This window comes from Pseudoalteromonas sp. C12FD-1, from assembly GCF_037414265.1.
In the GTDB taxonomy this organism is placed as follows: domain Bacteria; phylum Pseudomonadota; class Gammaproteobacteria; order Enterobacterales; family Alteromonadaceae; genus Pseudoalteromonas.
This window is the reverse complement of the sequence record NZ_JBBEVD010000069.1, coordinates 93987-117609: the sequence shown is the minus strand read 5'-3', so window position 1 is coordinate 117609 and position 23623 is coordinate 93987. Positions and strand designations below refer to the sequence as shown.

At 40.0% G+C, this 23623-nt stretch carries 15 protein-coding genes; 10 read left to right on the top strand and 5 right to left on the bottom strand.

Going from position 1 to position 23623, the window contains the following annotated elements:
- The first annotated feature begins 160 nt into the window (after positions 1 to 160).
- On the top strand, positions 161 to 1867 hold the full coding sequence (locus tag WDB87_RS10515) for a lysophospholipid acyltransferase family protein (protein WP_273609780.1): 1707 nt from the start codon (positions 161 to 163) through the stop codon (positions 1865 to 1867).
- A 416-nt stretch (positions 1868 to 2283) separates the two neighbouring features.
- Here the strand turns inward: WDB87_RS10515 and dapE are convergent, their stop codons facing one another.
- Positions 2284 to 3468 (bottom strand): succinyl-diaminopimelate desuccinylase, encoded by a 1185-nt coding sequence (gene dapE, locus WDB87_RS10510; RefSeq protein ID WP_337849850.1) that lies wholly within the window; start codon positions 3466 to 3468, stop codon positions 2284 to 2286.
- Between the two features lie 261 nt (positions 3469 to 3729).
- On the opposite strand from dapE, the gene WDB87_RS10505 reads away from it, so the two are divergent.
- Entirely contained in the window at positions 3730 to 4383 is a 654-nt protein-coding gene (locus WDB87_RS10505; RefSeq protein ID WP_337849849.1) for an OmpW/AlkL family protein, read from the top strand.
- Positions 4384 to 4443: 60 nt separating this feature from the next.
- Here the strand turns inward: WDB87_RS10505 and WDB87_RS10500 are convergent, their stop codons facing one another.
- Entirely contained in the window at positions 4444 to 4980 is a 537-nt protein-coding gene (locus WDB87_RS10500) for a thioesterase family protein (RefSeq protein WP_286244914.1), read from the bottom strand.
- 103 nt (positions 4981 to 5083) lie between these two features.
- Between WDB87_RS10500 and WDB87_RS10495 the strand changes: the two genes are divergently transcribed.
- Positions 5084 to 5578, top strand: a complete 495-nt coding sequence (locus tag WDB87_RS10495) for a hypothetical protein (RefSeq protein ID WP_286244915.1) — start codon at positions 5084 to 5086, stop codon at positions 5576 to 5578.
- Positions 5579 to 5655: 77 nt separating this feature from the next.
- Here the strand turns inward: WDB87_RS10495 and tyrR are convergent, their stop codons facing one another.
- The 3 genes from tyrR to bcsE all read right to left on the bottom strand — a co-directional run bounded on the left by tyrR (position 5656) and on the right by bcsE (position 10791).
- Positions 5656 to 7212: a transcriptional regulator TyrR gene (gene tyrR, locus WDB87_RS10490; protein ID WP_286244916.1), complete on the bottom strand. Its 1557-nt coding sequence runs from the start codon at positions 7210 to 7212 to the stop codon at positions 5656 to 5658.
- Positions 7213 to 7418: 206 nt separating this feature from the next.
- The gene (gene bcsG / locus WDB87_RS10485; protein ID WP_337849848.1) at positions 7419 to 8999 is read right to left on the bottom strand and encodes a cellulose biosynthesis protein BcsG; all 1581 of its coding nucleotides are present in this window, start codon (positions 8997 to 8999) and stop codon (positions 7419 to 7421) included.
- 169 nt (positions 9000 to 9168) lie between these two features.
- Entirely contained in the window at positions 9169 to 10791 is a 1623-nt protein-coding gene (bcsE, locus tag WDB87_RS10480; protein ID WP_286244918.1) for a cellulose biosynthesis protein BcsE, read from the bottom strand.
- Between the two features lie 114 nt (positions 10792 to 10905).
- Between bcsE and bcsR the strand changes: the two genes are divergently transcribed.
- The 7 genes from bcsR (at position 10906) to WDB87_RS10445 (ending at position 23578) form a co-directional block, all read left to right on the top strand.
- Positions 10906 to 11085: a BcsR/BcsP family cellulose biosynthesis protein gene (gene bcsR, locus WDB87_RS10475; protein WP_286244919.1), complete on the top strand. Its 180-nt coding sequence runs from the start codon at positions 10906 to 10908 to the stop codon at positions 11083 to 11085.
- Between the two features lie 31 nt (positions 11086 to 11116).
- The gene (gene bcsQ / locus WDB87_RS10470) at positions 11117 to 11830 is read left to right on the top strand and encodes a cellulose biosynthesis protein BcsQ (protein ID WP_286244920.1); all 714 of its coding nucleotides are present in this window, start codon (positions 11117 to 11119) and stop codon (positions 11828 to 11830) included.
- Between the two features lie 2 nt (positions 11831 to 11832).
- Positions 11833 to 14502, top strand: a complete 2670-nt coding sequence (gene bcsA, locus WDB87_RS10465) for a UDP-forming cellulose synthase catalytic subunit (protein WP_286244921.1) — start codon at positions 11833 to 11835, stop codon at positions 14500 to 14502.
- Positions 14495 to 16741 carry a cellulose biosynthesis cyclic di-GMP-binding regulatory protein BcsB gene (gene bcsB, locus WDB87_RS10460; protein ID WP_337849847.1) on the top strand — a complete coding sequence of 749 codons (2247 nt, stop codon included), beginning with the start codon at positions 14495 to 14497 and terminating at the stop codon, positions 16739 to 16741. Before bcsA ends, bcsB begins: the two co-directional genes overlap by 8 nt.
- Complete coding sequence (bcsZ, locus tag WDB87_RS10455) at positions 16741 to 17868, top strand: cellulose synthase complex periplasmic endoglucanase BcsZ (RefSeq protein WP_337849846.1); 1128 nt, start codon at positions 16741 to 16743, stop codon at positions 17866 to 17868. The genes bcsB and bcsZ overlap by 1 nt, the downstream gene beginning before the upstream one ends.
- Positions 17859 to 21677: a cellulose synthase subunit BcsC-related outer membrane protein gene (locus WDB87_RS10450; protein ID WP_337849845.1), complete on the top strand. Its 3819-nt coding sequence runs from the start codon at positions 17859 to 17861 to the stop codon at positions 21675 to 21677. The genes bcsZ and WDB87_RS10450 overlap by 10 nt, the downstream gene beginning before the upstream one ends.
- Before the next feature lie 407 nt (positions 21678 to 22084).
- Positions 22085 to 23578 carry a peptide MFS transporter gene (locus WDB87_RS10445; protein WP_286244925.1) on the top strand — a complete coding sequence of 498 codons (1494 nt, stop codon included), beginning with the start codon at positions 22085 to 22087 and terminating at the stop codon, positions 23576 to 23578.
- Positions 23579 to 23623: the final 45 nt, after the last annotated feature.

The window sequence follows — 23623 nt, the reverse complement described above, 5'->3', positions numbered from 1 at the left end:
TAAACTCCTTATAAACTTTAATATTTTTACCTTCATCATTGAGTAAATTTACTGCTGATTATTTACTCTTTAAAAAGTCACACAACTGCAAAGTAAATGTCACACCCTTTTTTTACTCTAAACAGCAAGGCGAATAGGCCAAATTGTAAACGAGGTTAATATGATAAGCGTTGATAAAGTAATAGCAGCAAACTTACCACAATTAGAGAACTCCCCTAAAGTAAAAGGTTTAGTTAAAAAAGGGCTTGGCTACTTATTACATGAACAAGAATTTGTCGCCTTTGGCGATGCTTACCCCCATTTACAAGGGCTAGAGTTTGTTGAGCAAGTGCTTGATGAGCTTGACTTTGATACCCGCTACAAACCAAAGCAAATTGAAAATATACCCAGCGAAGGTAAGTTAGTTATTGTAGCTAACCACCCCATTGGGTCGCTCGACGCACTCGCGCTGATAAAAGTACTATCCAGCGTTAGGCAAGATTTAAAAGTGGTTGCCAATCGAATGCTAATGTCGGTTACCCCTATGCATTCATTGCTGTTGCCAGTAGATAACTTATCAGGTACCAGTAAAAAACAAGAATTAAGCAATATTCAAAAACACTTAAAAAATGAAGGTGCTTTGTTAATTTTTCCTGCTGGTGAAGTATCTCGATTAAGCCCTACCGGAATTAAAGATTGCAAGTGGAACAGTGGCTTTTTACGCATGGCTAAAAAAGCAAACAGCCCTATTTTACCTATTTATATAAAAGCCAAAAACAGCCCGCTTTTTTATGGTACATCAATGATTTATAAACCGCTTGCGAGCTTATTATTAGTAAAAGAAATGTTTAAGCAGCGTCAAAAGTCATTAGAGTTTGAAATTGGCGCTTCCATTCCACCCGAGTCATATTTAATCGAAAATTTAAAAGATAAAGAAATCGTAAACCTCATTCGTAAACAACTTTATCGCCTTACCACTAAAAAGCCTCTCCCCCTTAAAACTCAAACCCCTATTGCTATTCCTGAGTGTCGAAAAGAGCTAAAAAAAGCCATAGAGAGTTGCCAATTATTAGGTAAAACACACGATGGCATGCATATTCATTTATATCAATACACGGGGAGCTCACCGGTGTTTAGAGAGCTTGGGAGACTCAGAGAAATCGCCTTTAGAGCGGTAGGTGAAGGCAGCGGAAAACGCCGCGACATCGACAAATATGATATGGATTACCAACACTTAGTGCTATGGGATCCCACGCAGTTAGAGTTGGTGGGGGCATATCGCCTAGCTTGCGCAAAGGAAATAATAGATAAACATGGCCGAGAAGGCTTATACACCGATAGTTTATTTAGTTACACACAAGCAATGAAACCCTATTTAGAGCAAGGTATAGAACTTGGCCGCAGCTTTGTGCAACCTAAGTATTGGGGACGTAAAAGCTTAGACTACTTATGGTACGGTATTGGCGCATTTATTAAAAACTACCCGCAATATCGTTACTTATTCGGCGCAGTGAGCGTCTCTAATGCTTTACCAGAACAAGCTAAAGCCATGCTCGTATATTACTATCAACACTATTACAAATCAGAGCAACACCTTGCCACCCCTAATAACGAGTTTAAATTAAGCGAGCAACAACTTACTCAGTGTAAAACTGTTTTTAGCGGCAACGATGTAAAAGAAGACTTTGTAGAATTAAAACATGTACTGGCCAATATGGGGGCACACGTTCCTACGCTATTTAAGCAATATACCGAGCTGTGTAAGCCTGGCGGTGTAAAATTTTTAAGCTTTAGTATCGACCCCGACTTTAACAACTGTATTGATGGGTTAGTACTAGTAGACTTACAAAACGTAAAAGAAAATAAAGCTAAGCGCTATTTAGGTTAGGGCGTGTTGAACTTTACGGATTGAAATTTGTTCAATCTAGGGGCGATTAAATCGCGGTGCGAGGTTTGTAACCTAGTGGGCTCGATAACTGCTCCTGCGTTATTCTAATGACTTACATCCATGTAAGAATAAGTAAAAACCGAGCAAAGCTTCCGCGTCCTGCTCACGCCCCTTACCTACATCCATGTAGGCAACAAAGAGTTTATCGCCCCTAGGCAGAACCCTGAGGGCAGTGCATGTTTGGCATTTATGCTGCGTTATCGCCTATTTATGGGGAATAACCACACTTCATAGGCTCTGCCTTGCCTAAAAACCAAACATACTGCTGCAAACTCAATCATGAAAGATCAACACGCCCTACTCAAACAAACCGCGAGGTGATCCTCGCTGTTTATTTTTATAAGGCGTGTTTACACCTATTTATGGCTAAAAATTCGCGCTAACAAGTCTGTGTAAATGGCCTCAATTTTAAGTAAATCATCAACCGGGACATGCTCATTTACCTGGTGAATAGTACTGTTTTTAACGCCACACTCAATAACTTGGGTATGCTGGTTTGCAAAAAATCGCCCATCCGATGTACCGCCACTGGTACTTAACATGGGGTAATTCCCTGTTTGCGCATAAATGGTGTGCTCTAATTGCTGCAATAAACTCCACCCGTTTGTTGGTGCTGTATAATAGGGCTCACACGCTCGTTCCCATTCCATCTCAAGGTGCTGGGCGTATTCACTCAGTGCTGTTGATATACAGTGCTTTATTGTACTGCTTGTATAACCATGGCTATAGCGCACATTAAAGGTAATTTCGCATTCACTAGGGACTAAATTATCAATAACATTGTTTATATTAATGCCGGTCACTTGCAAGGTGGTTTTAGAGCTTGGCTCATCTTCAGGCCATGTTAAATTACTTAAACAATTTACAATATTACCCGCAATATGCGCCGCATTTATAGTGTTCTGCGGGTAAGCAACATGCCCGGCCTTGCCGTGTACTTTTATTCGAGAAGAAATAGCGCCTCGACGACCATTTTTAATTGTATCGCCTACGTGTGTAGAGCTTGTCGGTTCACCAACAATACAGCCATCAAGTTGTATATTATTTTTTGCAAGGCGCGCGGCTATTACTTCTGAGCCAAATTCCGCCTCTCCTTCCTCATCTGAGGTAATAAGCCAGTAAAAACGCCCTTTTTTATTTTTTGTATCGTTTAATAGTGCCTTAGTAGCACCAAGCATAGCCGCCACGCCGCCCTTCATATCGGCAGCGCCGCGACCATATACGGCATTATTAATAATATTGCCGGCAAAAGGTGGGCTTAACCAGTTGCCGGACTCTGCAGGTACAACATCAATATGCCCAGAAAACGCAACACATGGCCCTTCTTGCTCAAAATTTACGTAGGCAATTAAATTAGTAACACCTTCACAAATAAACTGCTCACAATTAAAACCAAGCACAGTTAACTCATTACTAAGCCAATCTATGGCACCGCCTTGGCTAGGCGTTACAGACTCAAATCTTATAAGCGTTTGTGTATTTTTTACCACCGCGCTTAAAGGCTTACTTACACTGTTTTGCGATACTTTTGCAAAAGACATAACAACACACTCAATAACCACAAGATAGGTTATTAGAGCGCGACAATATGACCAAATAATGGCAAAGATAATACAGTGCGATGACCGTTAAATACCTACCTGTGTCAATTAATTAAAATACTTTTTACAGCAACTTTAATCTAAATCAATAAAGTGATTCATACGCTTCAAACATTTTTGAAACTTTGATCTAGAACAGGTTTTTAGCGCTTGGAGGTTGTAATAATAACGTCAATCAAAAAGTAGTTATTGGAGCACAACATGAAAACCCAAATCAGCATTGCATTACTTACCTCTTTACTTGCTATCACCCCTGCGGCACACGCTAACCTAAGCGTTAATGTTGGCGCTATTAATGTAAATCCAGATAACAGCAGCTCGACAATTAACGAAGCGCCAACACTGGGTCTAAAAGGCGACTCTGATACGCAGCTGGGTATTACAATCGACTATGCATTTAACGATAAGTGGGTGGTAGAGCTTATTGCCGCTACGCCGTTTTCACACGATGTAAATGGCGCAGGTGGGTTAGCTGGTAATAAAATTGCCGACATCAAACAGCTTCCGCCATCATTGGTTGCGCAATACCACTTTTTAGATACAAGTTACGCACTACGCCCGTTTATTGGTGTAGGGCTTAATTACACCACCTTTTTTGACGAGCAGCCTTCACAAGCGCTAAAAGCAACCCTAGGCACTGATGATGTTGAAGTAAAGCTAGATGATTCGTTTGGCTTTATCGCACAAGTGGGCGCTAACTATAAAATAGACCACAACTGGGGGTTACATGCCATGGTATCACTGATTGATATAGATACCGACGCCACAGTGTATGCAAACGGTGCAAAAGCCCTTACATCAACCGTTGAGCTTGACCCAGTCGTTGCTATGTTTGGCGTAAGATACCGCTTTTAATTAAGCTTATAGCGCCCATGTTCTATGTGTTTAAGGCCGAAAGGCCTTATTTTATGAAAATTATTTAGGAAGGTTGTTCACCTTTTTTTGCTCAAGCATTTCTTTCCAGTGCATAATTTCAGCGGGTAAAATAGGCGCTACACCATCAAAGCCCGCTACTTCAAGCATTTCTTCAATAGTTATAATGCCTTTTTTGTTTTTAAACACACCGCGCACATACGCTATAGCGTGCAGGCCACGGGCAGAATGAAACTTTTGTTCAATATAAAAATACTTGTGATCCCACCCCACCAGCTTGGTACTAATGGTATAACGCTGCATAGGTTTAATATCGCGAATATAAGTGATGGCTGTGGCATTAACAATAGGGAACCAACGGCGTTTCATTACTTGTTTTAATAGGCCAATTCGCTCAATCATCCAAGTGCGCGACAAGTCCATCATAGCCAAATAACGCGAGTTTGTTAGGTGCAGGTTTATATCGCAGTCTGTTGGCAGCGCTTTATAATCAATATCTACCGTATCAAGTAACTGTTGATAGTCACGGTTGCGCTTAATTTTAAAAAATAATAAAAGAAGTCTAATATATAAGTTCACGATAAGGTCTTACCAGTATAAAGTTAACTCAGTGTAACATAGCCACTTGTTAAGGCGAATGTTCTGTTTTAATCTCAAATTATAAATATAAAAAAGCCATAGTATGAAATATAAATTAGCGACACTTTTTACCATCAGTTTATTATGCATTAGCACCTGCGCACTGGCCGATTTTACTATTAAAGGCCCAGGCACAGTGACGTACCCAACGGGTGTAGAAAAAACATTTAATTTTGGCTTTGCATGGCAACAGCAACTTGGTAAATTTTCAATAGGTAGTAAAAGCTACGATATGTCGCAATTACCTAACTCATACTCGGTAGCAATAACTTTGGCTAAAGACGATAGCCAAGTGTGGGTACAAGAGTTTAACAATGGCTTTATTGAAGCGTTTGACTGGCAAATTGGCAAACACACTGTCTCTTTAAAAAAGCAGCAGTTTAAAGACCCTGTAAAAGGCAATTACGTGATTGAGCTCAATGGCCGCAGTTACTTTTTTACGCGTAATAACGCAAGCATAGTGATTAATTTTGATGAAAATGGCATAGAAACAATTGCCATTGATGGGGTTACTAAAAACATGGGCACTAAAAACTAGGGCCTGTTGACCTTTGCGGATTGAAATTTGTTCAACCATCAAAGAACAACACGCCCTAGCGCCCATTAAATCGGCTATTAAACTTTAACCGTTTTGCGATTAATACCGTAATCTCGTAGTTTATTTGCCACTGCGGTATGACTTAGCCCTAAACGCTTAGCTAATTGTCTTGAGCTTGGGTAAGCCGGATACAATTTACGTAGCAAGGTTGCTTCAAAACGTTTTACAGCTTGATCTAACGACCCTTCAAAGTCTGACTCTAAATAACCTAAATCAGGGGTAAAGGTAGGCAATTGTAAATGCTCTACGCGTAGCTCACTATCATCAAGTAACGACACCGCCCGATAAATTGCATTTTCTAGCTGACGCACATTACCTGGCCACGGGTACTCTTGTAAAAAGCGCAGGCACTCTTGCGATAAAAGCGGAATTGCATGGCCGTTTTGCTGTGCGTACTTTTGAATAAAATGCTCAGCTAATGGACCTACATCCGCTTTACGATCTCTCAGTGGTGCAATCTCTAATGTGAGTACATTAATTCGATAGTATAAGTCTTCTCTAAATACGCCCTCTTGCACCATGGCCGGTAAATCTTTTTGTGTGGCTGCAATAATACGCACGTTTACTTTTACTTCGTTCTCGTCGCCTACTTTTCTGAATGTACCGTCTTGCAAAAAGCGCAGCAGCTTTGTTTGTAGCTGTGTAGACATTTCGCCTACTTCATCTAAAAACACAGTACCGCCATCTGCTTGCTCTAGTACCCCGCGTTTAGGTGCGGTGTTTTCTTCATATCCGGCGTAACCAAATAGTTCAGATTCAGCCACATCATCAGGCAAAGATGCGCACGAAAGTGCAATAAACGGCTTAACCGAACGATTAGAGGCATAGTGGCACGCACGGGCAAGGAGCTCTTTACCTGTGCCAGTTTCTCCGGTTATTAAAATGGGGGCTTCTAGCTGTGACATTTTTCGTGCTTCGCGCACTACACGGCGCATAGCAGTACTAAAGTTATGAATAGTTGCAAAGCTTTCTTGTCCATAACGCCTAAAGGCACTGACCTGCTGACCAAGACGGCTTTGCGATTTTATATTTATAACCGCACCAGCTAACACGTCACCTTCACCCCCTTGCGGGACGGCAATCGGTAAAATATCGGCTATAAAATCTTCACCGGCAACATCTACGCGGGTTGTTTGTCCAAGTACTTCTTTGCCTTCTAACCAACGCGTAAAGTTAAACCCTTTTAGTAGGTTATTAATATTGGCCCCTACCACTTCTTTTTCGCTAAGTTGCAGGTCTTTACAGGCGGCGTCGTTACACAAACGTACCCACCCTTTTGCGTCAATCGAGATAACGCCATCGGGAAGTGCACGCAGCAGTGTATTTAATTCGTTATGCTCTCGCTCAGAGGGTAAAAAAGCGGTTGTGCGAACATCATGTACGCCATCAATCAAACGAATAGAAGGCATAATCTTTTGAAACTGCTCAAATTCAATTTCAGGAAAGCTTACATACATACGGCAATTTACCGAATCAACCTCAATCCCCTTTAGGTCAACATCGTAGTTAACTAAAATATTTAGGATCTCTTGGGCTATACCTACGCGGTCGGCACAATGAATATCTAGACGCATACATCCTCGAATAAGGAAAAACTATATTAGCCGAATAATACGCTAACTCCGTTATTCAATACAGTAAATTGTAAACAAATTTGGACAAACCATCGTTTATATAGCTGTAAATTCATGTCTATGAACATCAAACTGTAATAACGAGTGGCTTAAAACAAAAACGCAGCGTGTTAGCTGCGTCTTAAAAGGGTAATACTTATATGCTATTAGTTTTGCGGGTATGGGGTCCAGTCTCCGCCATCTAATTGAATATAAGGGCGTTTATTAACATACATCATTATTGTATCCGCGTTTTCAGCGACTTTAGGTGCACGAGGCAGCGAATCAACTAAGTCGGCAATATTGCCGTTACCTGCAAAAAAGTTTGTGCTAAGCACGCCACTAATTAGCTCCGATAAACCAAAGTAACTTGTTGATTCGCTTACAAGCGTTTGTGAATAGCTTTGTACATTTTTACCAATAAACTTAATCGCCACCGGAACAGATACAATACTTGGGCTTGGTATCTCACGCAGCCCTGCAAATTGTACTTTATCACCTTTTAATGCCGCGCCGTGTTCAGGTACTATCATCAGCATGACATTACGGCCACGTTTTTCTAAGTTTTTAATAAACCTGTTAATGTCGTTAAATAAGTTTTTATGTCTAATCGGGTAGCTTTCAAGGCTACTCATGCGGGGCTGATTCGCTAATTGATTGCCATCATGTAAACTAGTTGTATTATAATACATAGCGCATGGCGCACAGTCTTCACCTTTTTCATTTAGCCAAGCGTTAAGAACCGCACCATCTGAATAAATAGGTTTATCGTCAAAGCCATATTGAGCTACAGGTAAGTTAGTTATATCGTAAGGCGGCTCATCTATTTTGCCAAACCTTTTCACCAAACCTTTGAACTCATCGAAGTGGCCGTCGTGATTCATAACCACACTACTTTTGTAACCTATGTTTTCTAAATTCTTAAACAAGTGGCACTGTTCAGGCGCATTTTCAAATAAAGCTGTTTGACTTGTTTGACCACAACTTGCTCGTAGCAGGCGAATTGCAGCAGGTCCAGAGTAAGAAGTAGCCGAATTAAAATCAGAAAACACTACATCAAAATCGCTGTATAAATCATCAAGGCTAACACCTATGGTCTCTAAATCAGCCACAGCCATCGAGCATATATTTAACACAATGACATCAAATAATTCGCCATTATATTGCTGAGGGAATTGGCTTGCTAACAAACTTTGCTGCTGATAAAACTCTTTTAATTGCTGATCAGGCGATTTTGCTTCTTGCGTTACCACCTGTGCTTGTAAACGAGGCGCCGCTGTTTGTACATTATTAGCCGCCACTGGCTGTGTAATTAAATTATCCTCATTGTTTGTGCCCTGCCACGCTACAAACATAAGCCCAACAATAGTTACTGTGGTAAAGCGTATCCACTGTGAGCAATACCAAAAGCACACAGTAATAACAAACAATGCTAATAGCATATCAACATTAATAACACGCGCCATGAGCTCTAAAAAATAGCCAAAGCTAAAGTCTTGTACGTTACCAGCTTGGCGAGTTAAACGGTCTATTGGCGGCAACCACGAATCTTTATAAAGTAAAACAATGGCCATTACCGCGCCTAACCAATGCTTGGCTTTATTTAATAAAGGGCGTGTGTAAGAAATAGCAAAAAAAGCAGCCAGTGCTGCATTTGCCAATAAGCCAAAGTCGATTACACCATAATAAAAAAGTGCAAACTTAACTAAAAAATAGAGGTTCCACACCCCTAAGCCTGATAATTTCACTATTTACCCTTCTTTATTCTATTAGGTTTGTAAGGTTCGAGTACTTCATGTTTAAACGTAAGCTGAGCATAATATTTTTTTATTTTTTTCAGTATCAACGACCCCGACATACATAAAAATACGCCAACTAGCATCGCTAAAATTGCTGTAATCAATAATTGATTAATACTCATACGTTACCCTTTATAGCCATTTTGAACGGCACGGCATCTGCGCGTTCGTTTTTAGTAAACTCGGGTGTTTCTAAATCAGCTGCAACACTTGCATCTATTTTGTGCGAAAATTTATAGCTGTCATTCTCTGTTAATTGGGCAGAATAATCGGTTATATCTTGGCCAGCATAATAACGCCTAAGCTGCTTACATTCTTGCTGAATATAAAAATGATCGGAAATAATATTTTGCTGCGCAAAAAAGTCGTTTGTTTCCAATTTAAACAAGTGCTTTATTGCATTGTTTACATCATTTTCGCGACACGCATGTAAATACAAATACACCGTATTTTCTACCAAGCTAAATACATCACCTTCACGTTTGATATGAAATAAATGCAAAGGGTGGATGGGGTCAATCCGGGGTAAAAGCTCAAGTTTAACCAACACGCCACTCACCCCTAAATTTACAGCAGAGTCACTATGAACTTCTACCTGTTTGGTAAAGTCCATAAATGGTAGGTAGCCTTTAGAAAAAGTATTTTCAGTAAACTGAAGTACATGTTCAATAGAAGGCGGTAATGGTCTTGAAAATTGAAACCCTTGAATTGACTGTACTTGTGAGAGCAACCTAGAAGGCTCTGAAAAACTATACAAAATAAGATTAACACCTAAGGTCAAAAATAAGCATTCATCTTGATGGCGGATCACGCCATCAACGTTTTGAATCACCAATTTAAGCCAGCGACCACAGTTTTTCCTCAGCTCAAAACATTGTTTAGCAAGCTGAGCTATATCAGTATAACGCGAGACTGCAAACACCAATGTTGCCGCCTCTAATTTAGGACCTTTTGAAAAAAGCGCATTGTTGTCTTTTATTATTTTATATTTTGCAGGAAGCTTGGTCCCTTCAGGAATAGCTCCTTGCACAATCCATACGTCATCTTCATCTGCAAATACACTCGATGTTGAGACTTGTTTTTCAGTAATGCTATCTTGCTGTACTTTAAAACAGTCACTTTCAATCATTAACGGATACTGCACAGAAGCTATGACACCTGTACTGTGGTGCCAATAATCGTACTCTAGCACGCGCACTGTTGAATCATTCTCGACATATACTAGCCCGTCAAGGTCCGAATTTAACCGCCTTAATAAAAAGCGATAGTTAGTCACCTCAGGGCCTGAAACTAAAAATAAAACGGTCGCCTCTGATTGTGTACTAAATTTTTTATAGGCCTGAAGACTTTGAATCAGTTGTTTTTCATTTAATGAGGCTAAATCAGTCGTACTAAAGTGAACAATAACTAATGCTTTATTTAGGTGTTTATAAGCATTTAGCTCTTTAAAAGTACTGTTAATTATTTGTTGCTTTGGCCAGTCGCGCGTATCTGCAGAAAACCTAAACGGATGCACTTTATGGTGGTCATATGCCTGATTTAAAGCACCGCTAAAAGGACCTTCAAAAAATATTTCTATCTGAGAAGAAACAATATAAATATCAGAGGTCGAGGTCTTATTAATTGCATGTAATGCTAGTTCAGTAGCAAAATTGTCTAAAGGGGCTAAAATTGCATATAACGATGCAGGTTTTAGCTCTGCAGCAGAGGGCTGCAAGCCTGAAATGTTAAAGTTATGCACTGAATTTAGCCTATAAAAAATACTTTTTTACTAGTTTTACCCGTTATTCTATATATAATAGACAAATATTGTCCACTTTAAATAAAAATAATAAACTTTCGTACAAAGGTAACAATGCACAATTTAACGACCAAAAGCTCTGAAACCTTAACATCAAATGACATTGAGAACCTTGCTCGACGTTTTGGTGGTAAGAGTGAAGATTACATTGAAATTGTTAATAAACAGAAGAATAAACAAACAATAAAGAAATATGCATTACTAAACGAAATACACCGTGTAGTAAATGCGTAAGTAGTTATTAAAACGACAGGTAAATAACCCTTTGCAAAGAATTTTTTTAAAAGGCATTAAAGGCGGTACTGGCGCTACCTCTATGGTTGCCAACTTAGCCTGCGTATTAAAAAAATCAGGCTCTGACGTAATTGCTGTAGATTTAGATTCTAAAAGCGACTTGGGTCTGCACTTTGGGCTACCCTGGCAATACAGTCAAGGTTGGAGTAATGAGGATCGCTTTGAAGAGGCTTTAGCGCACTTTCATCAAGATAGCGATGGCATTGTATTTTTACCCTTTGGTGATTCAAGTGTGAGTAATACAGCGTTATTTAGCCTTATTAACAATTGCAATAAGCTGGATTATAACAAAGATACTTGGCTCCTTTTTGATTGCCCAGCGCATATCAATATCACTGATTACCCACTAAATAAAAACGACATAGTAATTGAAATCGTTAATTGTGATGCTATTTGCCACAGCCTAATTTATAAAAAGCTACAAACGTTAAAGCATACTGATAATCAGTGGAAACACTTCTTTTTAGTTAATCGTTACAATTCTGCATCAACACTCGAATTTGATCTCTTTTCTTTGTGGCAATCGACTTTGCCACTTATGGCGCCTTTCTTTATAAATAGTGATGAAGTAATTAAAGAGTCCACAGCCTATAGAAATGTAGCGCTAAATTGTGCTCCCTACAGTGTTGCTAACGATGACTTTGAAACACTTGCCGGTTGGCTTGTAAGTAAATCGGCCTTGTAGTTATGAGCTTTTCTTTGTTTTATAAGCGCCCAATACACAGTACTTTGTATTTACTGTTAAGTGTTTTTTTTACTGAAAAACTTGTCCGTTATATTTTATTTAAGTTTCACAGTTATTTTAACCAGCACAAAGTAAACGTGATTGAGGCCTTTTTAATGCCTTTTATTACGCTAATTAGCTCATTGTTTATCAACATAAAAGACCACAGAATTAACTTTGAGCTCATTTTATATGATTACTATCCGCATCTTCGCCTGCCGTACCGCACGTTTATTTATACAAATATTTTGCGCTTTATCATCCAAAGCGTTTATTTATTATTTTTTAAATACAAACCAAAAAATAATTTTGTAAGAGAGCGGTTATCAAATCAGTTTTATAATGGGGTAAGTTATTTACTTAAACAGTTGCGTTGGTTTGATTTAAAACTGGGTAGGTTACTAAAACGTTTGCTATCAAAAAATGACAAAGGGCCAAAAAAGAGCGCTTTTAAAACCATGGCTGACGCTAAGATTTGGCAAAACAAACTAATCAAATATGTGGTTGTAGCCTTTATATTATTTTTACTGGCTATTTTTATAACCATTCCATTTAGCCTAGAAGCACAAGCCGTTTTTATTAGCTTTATTTTGATAGTGGCATACGGGCTTAAGCGCGTTAAAGGGCAAATGGCCACGATTGTAATGATCACCCTATCGGTAACCACTTCATCGCGTTATTTATGGTGGCGCTACACTGAAACCCTTAATTGGGATGACCCTGTAGCACTTACATTAGGCGCAGGCTTGCTGCTGGCAGAAACCTATGCGTGGCTAGTGCTCATTTTAGGCTTTTTTCAAACTATAAATCCGCTTGAGCGCAAACCTATTCCTTTACCTGAAAACACCGACTTATGGCCAACCGTAGATGTATATATACCCACTTATAATGAACCACTAAGCGTTGTACAACCAACCACACTGGCAGCAATGAGCATTGATTGGCCTGCAGATAAGCTCAACGTATACATTCTGGATGACGGCAAACGCCCTGAATTTAAAGAATTTGCCCAAAAAGTGGGAGTCGGTTATTTAACACGTCCTGATAATAACCACGCTAAAGCCGGTAACATGAACAGCGCCATGCGCTATACCAACGGCGACTATATCGCTATTTTTGACTGCGACCACGTACCTGCCCGCTCATTTTTACAAATGACCATGGGGCAATTTTTAAAAGACAGCAAAGTATGTTTAGTTCAAACGCCGCACCACTTTTTTTCTGCAGACCCATTTGAACGTAATTTAAATAACCACAGCCAAATACCTAATGAAAACATGCTTTTTTATGGGTTAATTCAAGATGGTAATGACATGTGGGATGCCACCTTTTTTTGTGGCTCATGTGCCGTATTAAAACGACAAGCACTTGATGATATTGGCGGCTTTGCATTTGAAACGGTAACCGAAGATGCTCACACTGCACTTCGTATGCAACGTGCCGGTTATAAAACCGCGTATATAAATATTCCTCAGGCTGCGGGCCTTGCCACCGATAGCTTATCAGCGCATATTGGTCAGCGTATTCGCTGGGCACGGGGTATGGCGCAAATATTTAGACTCGACAACCCTATTTTAGGTAAAGGGCTCGATATACCACAGCGCCTGTGCTACTTAAACGCCATGCTGCACTTTTTATCGGGCATTCCGCGCATAGTATTTTTAACCGCCCCCTTAGCACTTATATACTTTAATGCTTACATTATATATGCACCTTTTTTAGCTATTTTTATTTACGTTGTGCCTACGCTCATACAAATAAAAGCGACCAACTCACGGATTCAAGGAAAATATCGCTACTCTTTTTGGGGAGAGGTGTATGAGTCTGTTCTTGCATGGTACATATTAAAGCCGACCACCGTTGCGCTAATAAACCCTAATAAGGGTAAGTTTAACGTAACAGAAAAAGGCGGCTTAAATGATAAAGAGCATTATGATTGGGGTATATCTAAACCTTACTTGGTGCTTTTACTGATAAACTTAATCGGCATGCTGGTAGGTGTGTTACGTTTGGGTTTTGGCGATCCAAGCCAAGTGGGGGTTTTACTTATCAGCATGGGCTGGGCAATTTATAATATTATTATTTTAGGCGCTGCGGTTGCTGTTGCAGCAGAGGCAAGGCAAGTAAGGCAGTCGCACCGTATTAAAGCGAACTTTCCGGCGGGCGTGCGCTTAGCAAATGGGCATACGTTAAAAGTTAAAATTACCGATTACTCTGATAATGGGGTGGGTATTGAAACAGAACATGCTCATTTATGCCGTGTAAACGACAAAATAGAGCTTTTAATGAGCCGCGGTAATAAGCAATTTTCGTTTACAACGTATGTATGTAACACCCGAAACAAACAAATAGGCTTAACGTTAAAAGATCTTTCACTCGAAAAGCAAAAAGCATTTATACAATGTACTTTTTCAAGAGCGGATGCGTGGCTTGATTGGCAAAATAACTTTCGTCATGACCGCCCTTCTTATAGCTTTAAAGAAGTACAAAAAACAAGTTTAAGAGGATTTAGCAATTTATTGTTTCATGCTCCTAAACCATTACAACCCTTTGTAAAACTAATGACGAAAATTGTTGTTTATATAAACTCTTTCACCCCTAAAAAACCAATAGTGCATAATAATTATGATTAAAAATTTGCTTAATACATTTCTAATACTGTTTTTAACATGCAGTGCTTATAACGCATGTGCTATTGAGCCAATGCACGATAAGTCTGTATTTATAAATGGCTACCCTGAGAGCGCAAACGTGTCTAGCTTAAGGTTAGACTTTGCTGCTTTAGGCTTTAATGGCTACAAGCTTGATGGCATAAACAACAATTCAAGAGTGGATTTTACAAATCGCATTGACAAGTTAAGCACCGACTTACAGCTTAATTTCTCGTATACAAACTCGCCCTCGTTAATTGCAAACGTGTCGCATTTAAAAGTGTACTTTAATGAAAACTTAGTGACTGTACTGCCCATAAATGAGCAGCTGAGTGTTGTTAAAAATACCGTTAACCATAGCCTTAAACTCAATGCTAAATATGTGCAAGACTACAACCAAGTTCGTTTTGAGCTAGTTGGTTATTATGACTTACGTTGCCAAGACTACTTTAGCCGCTCTATCTGGACCGAAATTAATAAGTCGAGCAACATCACACTCAATCAAAAACAGCTGGCAATAGACAGTCGTTTAGAGTACTTACCAGAGCCCTTTTTTGATGCCAAAGATTACAATAAGTTAAGCTTACCGTTTGTATTTGCAAAAACACCTAGCACCAAAACGATTGAAGCCGCGGCGACTCTTTCTAGTTGGTTTGGTGCACAAGCTGACTGGCGTGGTGCTGATTTCCCGGTGGTGATTAATAAGTCATTAGATAAACACAGCGTGGTTTTTATTACCAACGATTCAAAACCTGACTTTTTAAAAGACTATCCAGATGTTGAAAAGCCAACCGTTGAGATTATTTCAAACCCAGAGAATAGATACAGCAAAATGTTGCTTATTTTAGGGCGTGATGAAGAGGATTTAAAAACCGCCGTCACGGGTTTGGCCTTTGGTCATACAGTAATGACCGGCAGAACAGCAAGCATAGAGGCTATTAAGCAACTGCCGCTGCGTAAAGCTTACGATGCTCCACGTTGGTTACGCGCCGATAGACCGGTGCATTTTGACGAATTAATTGATTTTGATACCCAGCTTCAAGCACAAGGGTTAAATAATGGTCCAGTTAAATTAAACGTGCGCTTTGCACCCGACTTATTTACCTGGCGCGAAAAAGGCATCCCCATTACATTACAGTATCGCAGCACACCCGAGAGCGAGTCTTTAGACTCTCGATTGAATATGTTGATTAATCAAAAGTTTATTAGTGGATACTTGCTAGATAATGACGACTCTACACTTAATACTACAAAAACCTTATTGCCACTTATAGCCAATACTGATACCACACAAAACGCAGAAAACTTTTCACTGAATGGCATCAACTTAGCCACTCGGAACGAGCTAAACTTTGATTTTAGATTTGCGGTATTGAAAAAAGGTGAATGTGCGATAGCGCCGCCAGGTGGTGAGTTTGGTGTTATTGATGGTAATTCAAATATTGATGTAAGCGGTTTTGATCATTACATTGCCTTGCCAGATTTAAATGTATTTGCAAACAGTGGCTTTCCGTACACTAAGTATGCTGATTTACAGCAAACGCTTGTACTGGTTGATCAGCAGCCTTCTGCAAAAGCGTTAACTTTGCTGTTTAACCTTACCGGTCATTTTGGCGCAATAACCGGTTACCCAACCCACAGAATGGCGGTTGCCCACTTAAATGAAAACGTTGATTTAGACAACAAAGATATTTTAGTTATTGCAAAGCCTAGCAGCACAGCTCAGCAACTGGATGAAGATGCGCAAACGCACGTGCTTTTAAATAATAACCAGCGCGAAATAAAGCAAGCTATTTACAACGGGGCATACGATGAGCTAGCCACAGATAAAATACAAGTCAGTGTAAAAAGTAGCGGAGACATGGCAGTCATTACAGCGTATCAATCGCCTTTTGATTCTGAGCGCTCTGTTGTGTCACTTAATGCCACCACTGAAAAAGCATTTGGCTTAATTGATAAAACCCTTATGGACTCACAAACATTAAGCCAATTAAAAGGCAGTGCTGCAGTTATTAACTCACAAGGTGTTAAAACAATAAAAACTGAAGAGCAATACTTTGTTGGTCATATTCCTGTACACACACTGGTGTGGTTCCATTTATCTGACCATCCATTTATTTTAGCTCTGCTTTCTATATTAACGCTGTTACTAATTTCATTTATTTTATGGCGATTACTACAAGCACTCACCCATAAACGTTTAGCTGAAGGAGATGAATAATGACATTACTTAACCGTGCATTATTAGTAGCCGCTTTTTTAAGTTTTTCTGTATCAGCGCAAACGCAACAGTGCGAGCCTTGGCAGGGGTGGCAAGTATTTAAAAACCACTTTATCAGTGATGAAGGTCGCGTAATAGACTTAGGCTCAAAGCAAAACATTACCACCTCAGAGGGGCAATCATACGCGCTATTTTTTGCATTGGTAGCAAACGATAAAGCCGCATTTGATACCATTTTAGATTGGACGCAAGAAAACCTCTCTGAAGGCGATTTAAGTACACGTCTGCCTGCTTGGCAATGGGGTGAAACAGGCAATGATACCAATGGCATTATAGACTCAAACCCAGCATCAGACTCTGATTTATGGATAGCATATAGCTTATCTCAAGCAGCTATTTTATGGGATGAACGCCGCTATAGTATTTTAGCCGCGGTGTTAGCACAGCGTATCATGCGAGAAGAAACCGCCTATATCTCAGGTTTAGGACTTACCTTATTGCCCGCCCCTGCAGGCTTTGAATTTGACAATGATACTTTTAAGCTCAACCCAAGCTATTCGCCTTTGTTTATTTATCAGCAGTTTAGTAAGTTATACCCGCATTCACCTTGGCAACAATTACATGAAGGCTCTGCAAAACTTATTTTAGATACCGCTAAAAATGGGGTTAGCCCTGATTGGGTGATGTATAGCCCAGCAAAAGGTTTTTATTACGATAAAAAAACAACCGATTTAGGCAGTTTTAATGCCATTAGGGTCTACTTATGGGCCAGTATGATGGCGAATGACGCCCCTTACAAAGCTCAGTTGAGCGAGCAGTTTGCACCTTTTGTAGAAGCTATAAACAACCGTGGCTATGTCCCTTTAAATACCTATGCGAGCTCAGGCAAAACCCAACAGCGAGGCCCATTAGGTTTTAATGCTGCCCTACTGCCAATGCTAAAAGAAAAAGGAGACGATTCATTGGTTATGGCCATTCAACAAAAGCTGATGGTCGATAAATCATTTACACGAACTCGCTATTACGACAGTGTGTTAAACCTCTTTGGTAACAGTGCGCTTAATAAACGCTTTTTAATAACAGCAGACGGGACGCTCAAGCCAAAGTGGAGCACTGAATGTCGTTAAAATGGGCTGTTGTTTGTTCGTTAGCAGTCAGCGCAAGTGTGAATGCTAAAACAAATAATGACATTGATACACACTCTGTTGAGTGGCTCTTGAGTCAGATCAATATTGGTGAAGTACAAGAAAATAAAGACTTAATTGCCGATAGCTTACAAAAGTTATTGGCAATTGCACCTAATCGAATAGAAAGCCAGTGTGCGCTTGCTCGTTATGAGTTTGCTAATGGTAAAGCGGTGCAAGCAAATCAAATTTTAAAAAAAATAGATAATAGCAACATACGCATTCACCCTTGTGTTGAGCAGCTAAGGTTAATTGCTCGGCTAGAAAACCAAGATAAAGCAGATATACAGCAAGCAAAATTACTTGCGCGTGCCGGGCGCTTTGAACAAGCACGATTAATTTACAACTCTCTTTTTAAAAACACCTATCCAAGCTTAGCATTTGAGCTAGAGCATTTAAGTTGGTACGCACAAGACCAAAGCCAATGGCAAAACGTAAAAAAAGGCTACGAAAGGCTACTACGCAGTTACGAAAACATCGGGGCGGTTGATATTGCATATGCACGCCATCTGTTGAGAAAAAACCCAACCGATGACAGTGCGTTAACTATTTTAAGTAAATATGGCTCGACTTCTCGCTACAGTAATGAAGTAGAAGCGATATGGTTAGGTGCTTTATCTAATATGCAATTAAATAGCACAACTGATAAACAGTTTCAGCGCTACTTTAGCGTGTATCCGTTTAGCAGCAAAGGTGAATTGCAATATCAAGATTTCAAAAAAGATCTAAAAGCACGACAAAAATTATTAGCCAACCCTGCCTACCAGCTATGGGTTAAAGGTGAAGCCTTACTTGAGCAAAACAAGCTCGTTGCCGCAGAGCCACTTTTATTAAAAGCACTCAGAGGGCGCCCGAAGGATGGCGCGATTATGCGTAGCTTGGGCATCTTATACTTACGAATGGGTAAAAATCAAAAGTCATATAATTACTTTACACGAGCACAAAGCAACACCGCTGATTTTGCAGAGCGTGAAACATTAAAAGAGTTAGCTGCAACGGCTAAGTTTTGGCTTTATATTCGTCAAGCGAAAGAAGCAACAAACGAACGCCAATTTAAAACTGCAAAATTAAAGTTAGACTTAGCTGATACCTTAAATCAAGACCCCGCTACTATTTTATATAACCGTGGCTTATTGCAATTTGCACAAGGTAACTACTCTCAGGCAGCCGCCATATACCAAACTGTGCTTAAAAATGAGCCTTTAAACAACGGCGCCTTAACAGGGTTATTAGAAATTGCTGAATTGGACAACAATGAACAATCGTTAATCAAATTTTATAATGCGTTATCTAGTGCCCAAAAAGCGCAACTAAAACCGATATATTCAGCAACGTTAAGTAGCCAGCTTCGCGAAAAAGCACGTCAATATAACGATGCAGGCGATACAGAGCTTGCTGAGAAAACCTTAAAAGAGGCCATTGAACTGGCCCCTGAGCAGCCTTGGCTTTATTACGATTTAGCGTTTATTTATCAACAAAATGGGTTAACTCAAAAGGCAAAAACGTTATTTAATAATGTGCTTTGGCAGTTTCCTCTTAATCCACAATTACGTTATAGCCATGCTTTATTTTTACGCTCAATAGATGATTATCAAGGCGCTTTAAACACCTTAGATTATGTGCCGGTTAATGAGCGAAATGACGACATAATTACTCTTGAGCAGCAGCTTAGGCTGAACGAATCTCTGCGACGAAGTGAGCGCCACTTAAATAGCAAAAATAGAACCACGGCTATTTTTCATTTAAGTAATTTAGAAGCGCAAAATTTAACACCAGTAATGAAAGCCGAGCTATCGCGTAGCTGGTATCAAATAGATGAGAAAAAACACGCCATAAAGTTAATTAATGATGCATTAAAGACTGAGCCTACTTTATCACCTTATTGGCATATGCTGTATGGAGAATGGCTACTCGAGCAAAATGAGCGCCCAACTGTAGAGCAATGGTTTACCAATTACAGCTTACCTAGTAATGCCAGTACTGGCGAAATAGAACAGTACGTCAATTTATACACTACATATATTAATGAGTATTACGAAGGCGGCGAACTACTAGCAAAGCTAAACCAGCTTGATCAAAAGTACCCAAGTACCCCCGCAACGACCACGGCATTAATAAATGCTAATTTAGCGCTTGAGCAGCGTGAGTCGGCAATTATTGTTTATCAACAAAAACTAAAAAACAATCAGCCAATCGACCCTCAAGCTATGTTAGCAGTTGCAAAAGCATACAGGGAGCTTGGCAACGACTTTCAAGCGAAAGAAGCCACTGAGCGCGCAATAGCACAAACAGATGATCAGCAAGCCTATTTACAACGCCAAATTATGGCCTCGTTAAATGACTTTAATTACGCAGGTGATGCGTTAGCTTTAGCCAATCAATTAATAGCTAAATCACCCAATGATAAAGAGCTTAGTTACTTGGGCGCTGAAGTTGCCCGAAATTTTAATGAGCAAGACCAAGCTAAGCAATGGTATTTAAAAACACTATCGAGCGAGCAACGCCTAAACGATGAATCGTTTTACAAACAAATTGCGCGTATAGATGAAAATGATGCGTGGTATATAAACGGTGCTAAACGCGAGCTTATAAATGAGCAAAGCAAAAACCAAGCATACATTGCCATTGGGGTTAACTTTAGTGGCCAAACAAGCACTGAAAGCGAAGCGACGCTTGGCGCTGGCTTAGTCCCTATTGAGGCCTATTTTCCACTTTGGCAGGGTCAAGGGTTTATTAAAATAGACCCAACTAGCATCAGTGCACAAACAACACGCTTTGATGAGCAATTTGCTGGTAGCCGCTACGGCCAAGGTGCACTGTGTATATTTACCTGCGATATTGATGAAGTAAGCCCTGAGCAAGATGGGGTCGATATAGGTATTGGCTGGCAAAATGAAAATTGGCGTGTTGATGTGGGTACTACCCCACTTGGCTTTTTAATTGAAGACATAGTATGGGGTGTAAACTACGCAAACAGCATTGGCGATTTTGGCTATAGCCTAGAGCTCGAAAAACGCCCTGTAACAAGCTCTGTGCTCTCTTATGCTGGGCTTGAAGATGTGAATACCGGTGAAATTTGGGGCGGCGTGCGTTCAACTGGCCTAACTGCCAACCTATCTCATGATTTAGGTGGCGATTGGGGCTTTTGGTCAAGCGCCGACTTTACGCTTTATAAAGGGCAAAATGTTAAAGATAACCAACGCTATAGAGTAATGGGTGGGTCGTATTATCGCGTAATTAGCAATCAAGAGCGCGAATTCACTGTCGGCGCAAGCCTATTACATTGGGCGTATCAGTATAATTTAAGTGAAGAAACATGGGGCCATGGCGGTTACTATAGCCCACAAAACTACGTTGGGTTGTCACTGCCTTTAAGCTACGATGCGCGCTGGGGTGATGATTTTGTTTATCGCTTAAAAACGGGCATATCGTATTCGCAAACAAAAACCCAAGCGATTGACTTTTATCCCAACGATACAGACTTGCAACTACAAGCCTACGATAGAGAGTCGATAACCGGAGTAGACCCTGTATTTGAGAGTGATGACAGCGCAGGAGTGTCATACAATCTTGAAGGGAGCTTTGAGTACCGTATAACACCGCATTGGTTTTTTGGTGGTTACTTAGCAATTGACCGCTCTGATTTTTATGAGCCGAACTTTGGCCAGCTGTATATTCGTTACTATTTCAATCCTGTGTACGGGACGTTAGAGTTTCCTGGCACCCCAATTATTCCTTATGCAGACTTTTAACGCAGTGCAAGGTGATACATCGCGAATGCTTCCCCTCGCACTAAGGTATATGTATACTTGAGCGCAATTGTAACTAGGATAAGGGTGTGTCTCTTACCTTATGGTGTTACTACCATTTAGCAAATCATTATCTTAGCTACAAATAATATACAGATGGTCGAGCGTTTTATACCAATCCGCATAATTAAGTGATCTATTTTGAGGATGGATAAACGTGTTGATAGCAAGGCAAAAATTCGCTAATTAGTTGTTCTAAATAAGAATTTTTTAACGCAGATAACGACACGTTTAGCCCCTGAAAATGATTAAGTATTAATACGGATTGGTATTAGTGCCCCAGGGCACAAAAAAGCTAAAGCAAAAAATTATAAGGCCATTACAACAATTCTTAAAGTTAGGAAGTAAATATGAGTTCAGCTCCAGATAGTGGTTGGTTTGGCCACCCTAAAGGACTTTCGACATTGTTTTTCACTGAGATGTGGGAACGAATGAGTTACTACGGCATGCGAGCTATGCTCGTATTGTTTATGACAGCAAGCTTACAACAAGAAGGGTTAGGCTTTACTGTTGCATCAGCAGCTGCAATTTACGGTTTATACACAGGTGCCGTTTATTTCTTAGGCTTACCTGGTGGTTGGCTAGCGGATAGATTATTCGGTGGCCAAAAAGCCGTATGGTACGGCGGTATCATTATCATGTGTGGCCATATTATTTTGGCCGTGCCTCATGAGTATTCATTTTTTATTGGTTTAATATTTGTAGCTACTGGTACTGGTTTACTTAAACCAAATATCAGCGCAATGGTAGGCCAGCTTTACAGCGATGCTGATGAGCGCCGTGATGGCGGTTACGCTATATACTACATGGGTATTAACTTAGGTTCTTTGATTGGTTACTACGTATGTGGCTACTTTATGGAAAATGTTGGCTGGCACTGGGCATTTGGTGCTGCAGCGGTAGGTATGGCGATTGGCTTAATCCAATATAAACGTACATTAAATAACTTACCAGAACACAGCGCACTACCTGCTAACCCTTTAAGCCCTCAAGGCACTACACGCACATGGGGTGCAATTGCATTGTTTGTTGCTGTTGTTACTGGCGTTACAGTAGCCGCTATGGCGGGTGTAATTGTTATCAATCCATCGGTTGTAGCCGGTTACACAGCCGTTATATTTACTGTTATATTTTTTGTATATTTTGGCCTTATTTACTTTAAAGGCAATTTAACCGGTGAAGAAAAACAAAGAATGTGGGCACTATTTTTAGTGTGTGTTGCTTCTGCGTGTTTTTGGTCTGGTTTTGAGCAAGCGGGTTCATCACTTAACCTATTTGCTCGTGATTACACAGACCGCCTTATCGGGACTTTTGAAATTCCCACTACGTGGTTTCAATCATTAAACTCACTGTTTATTATTGTACTGTCGCCGTTTTTTGCAGCGCTTTGGATTAACTTATCTAAAAAAATGATCTCGCCAACTTACAGCGTTAAATGTGCACTTGGCTTAATTATTATGGCTTCTGGCTTTTTAGTGATGTTTATGGCTGCTCAGTACGCTGCTGAAGGTTTAAAGGTTGCGCCTTACTGGCTTGTTACTACTTACTTTTTACATACAGTGGGTGAGCTTTGTCTAAGCCCTGTTGCATTGAGCGCAGTAAGTAAATTATCACCTCGGCGCTATACAGGCCAATTAATGGGTGTATTTGTTTTAACCTACTCTATTGGTAATGTTATCTCGGGCATACTGGCGGGTAACTTTGATCCAAACAATGTACAAGAAATCCCTAACTTATATTTACAAATTGCCTTATTTAGCATTGGCGTAGGTATTGTTCTAGTGCTTATGAGCTTTAAAGCAAAAGTATGGGAAAAACAAGGCTTAGAAGAAAATGTAGCATAATATTGTACGTTTAATTACGCATACTGCTATCTAATATTTCCTCCA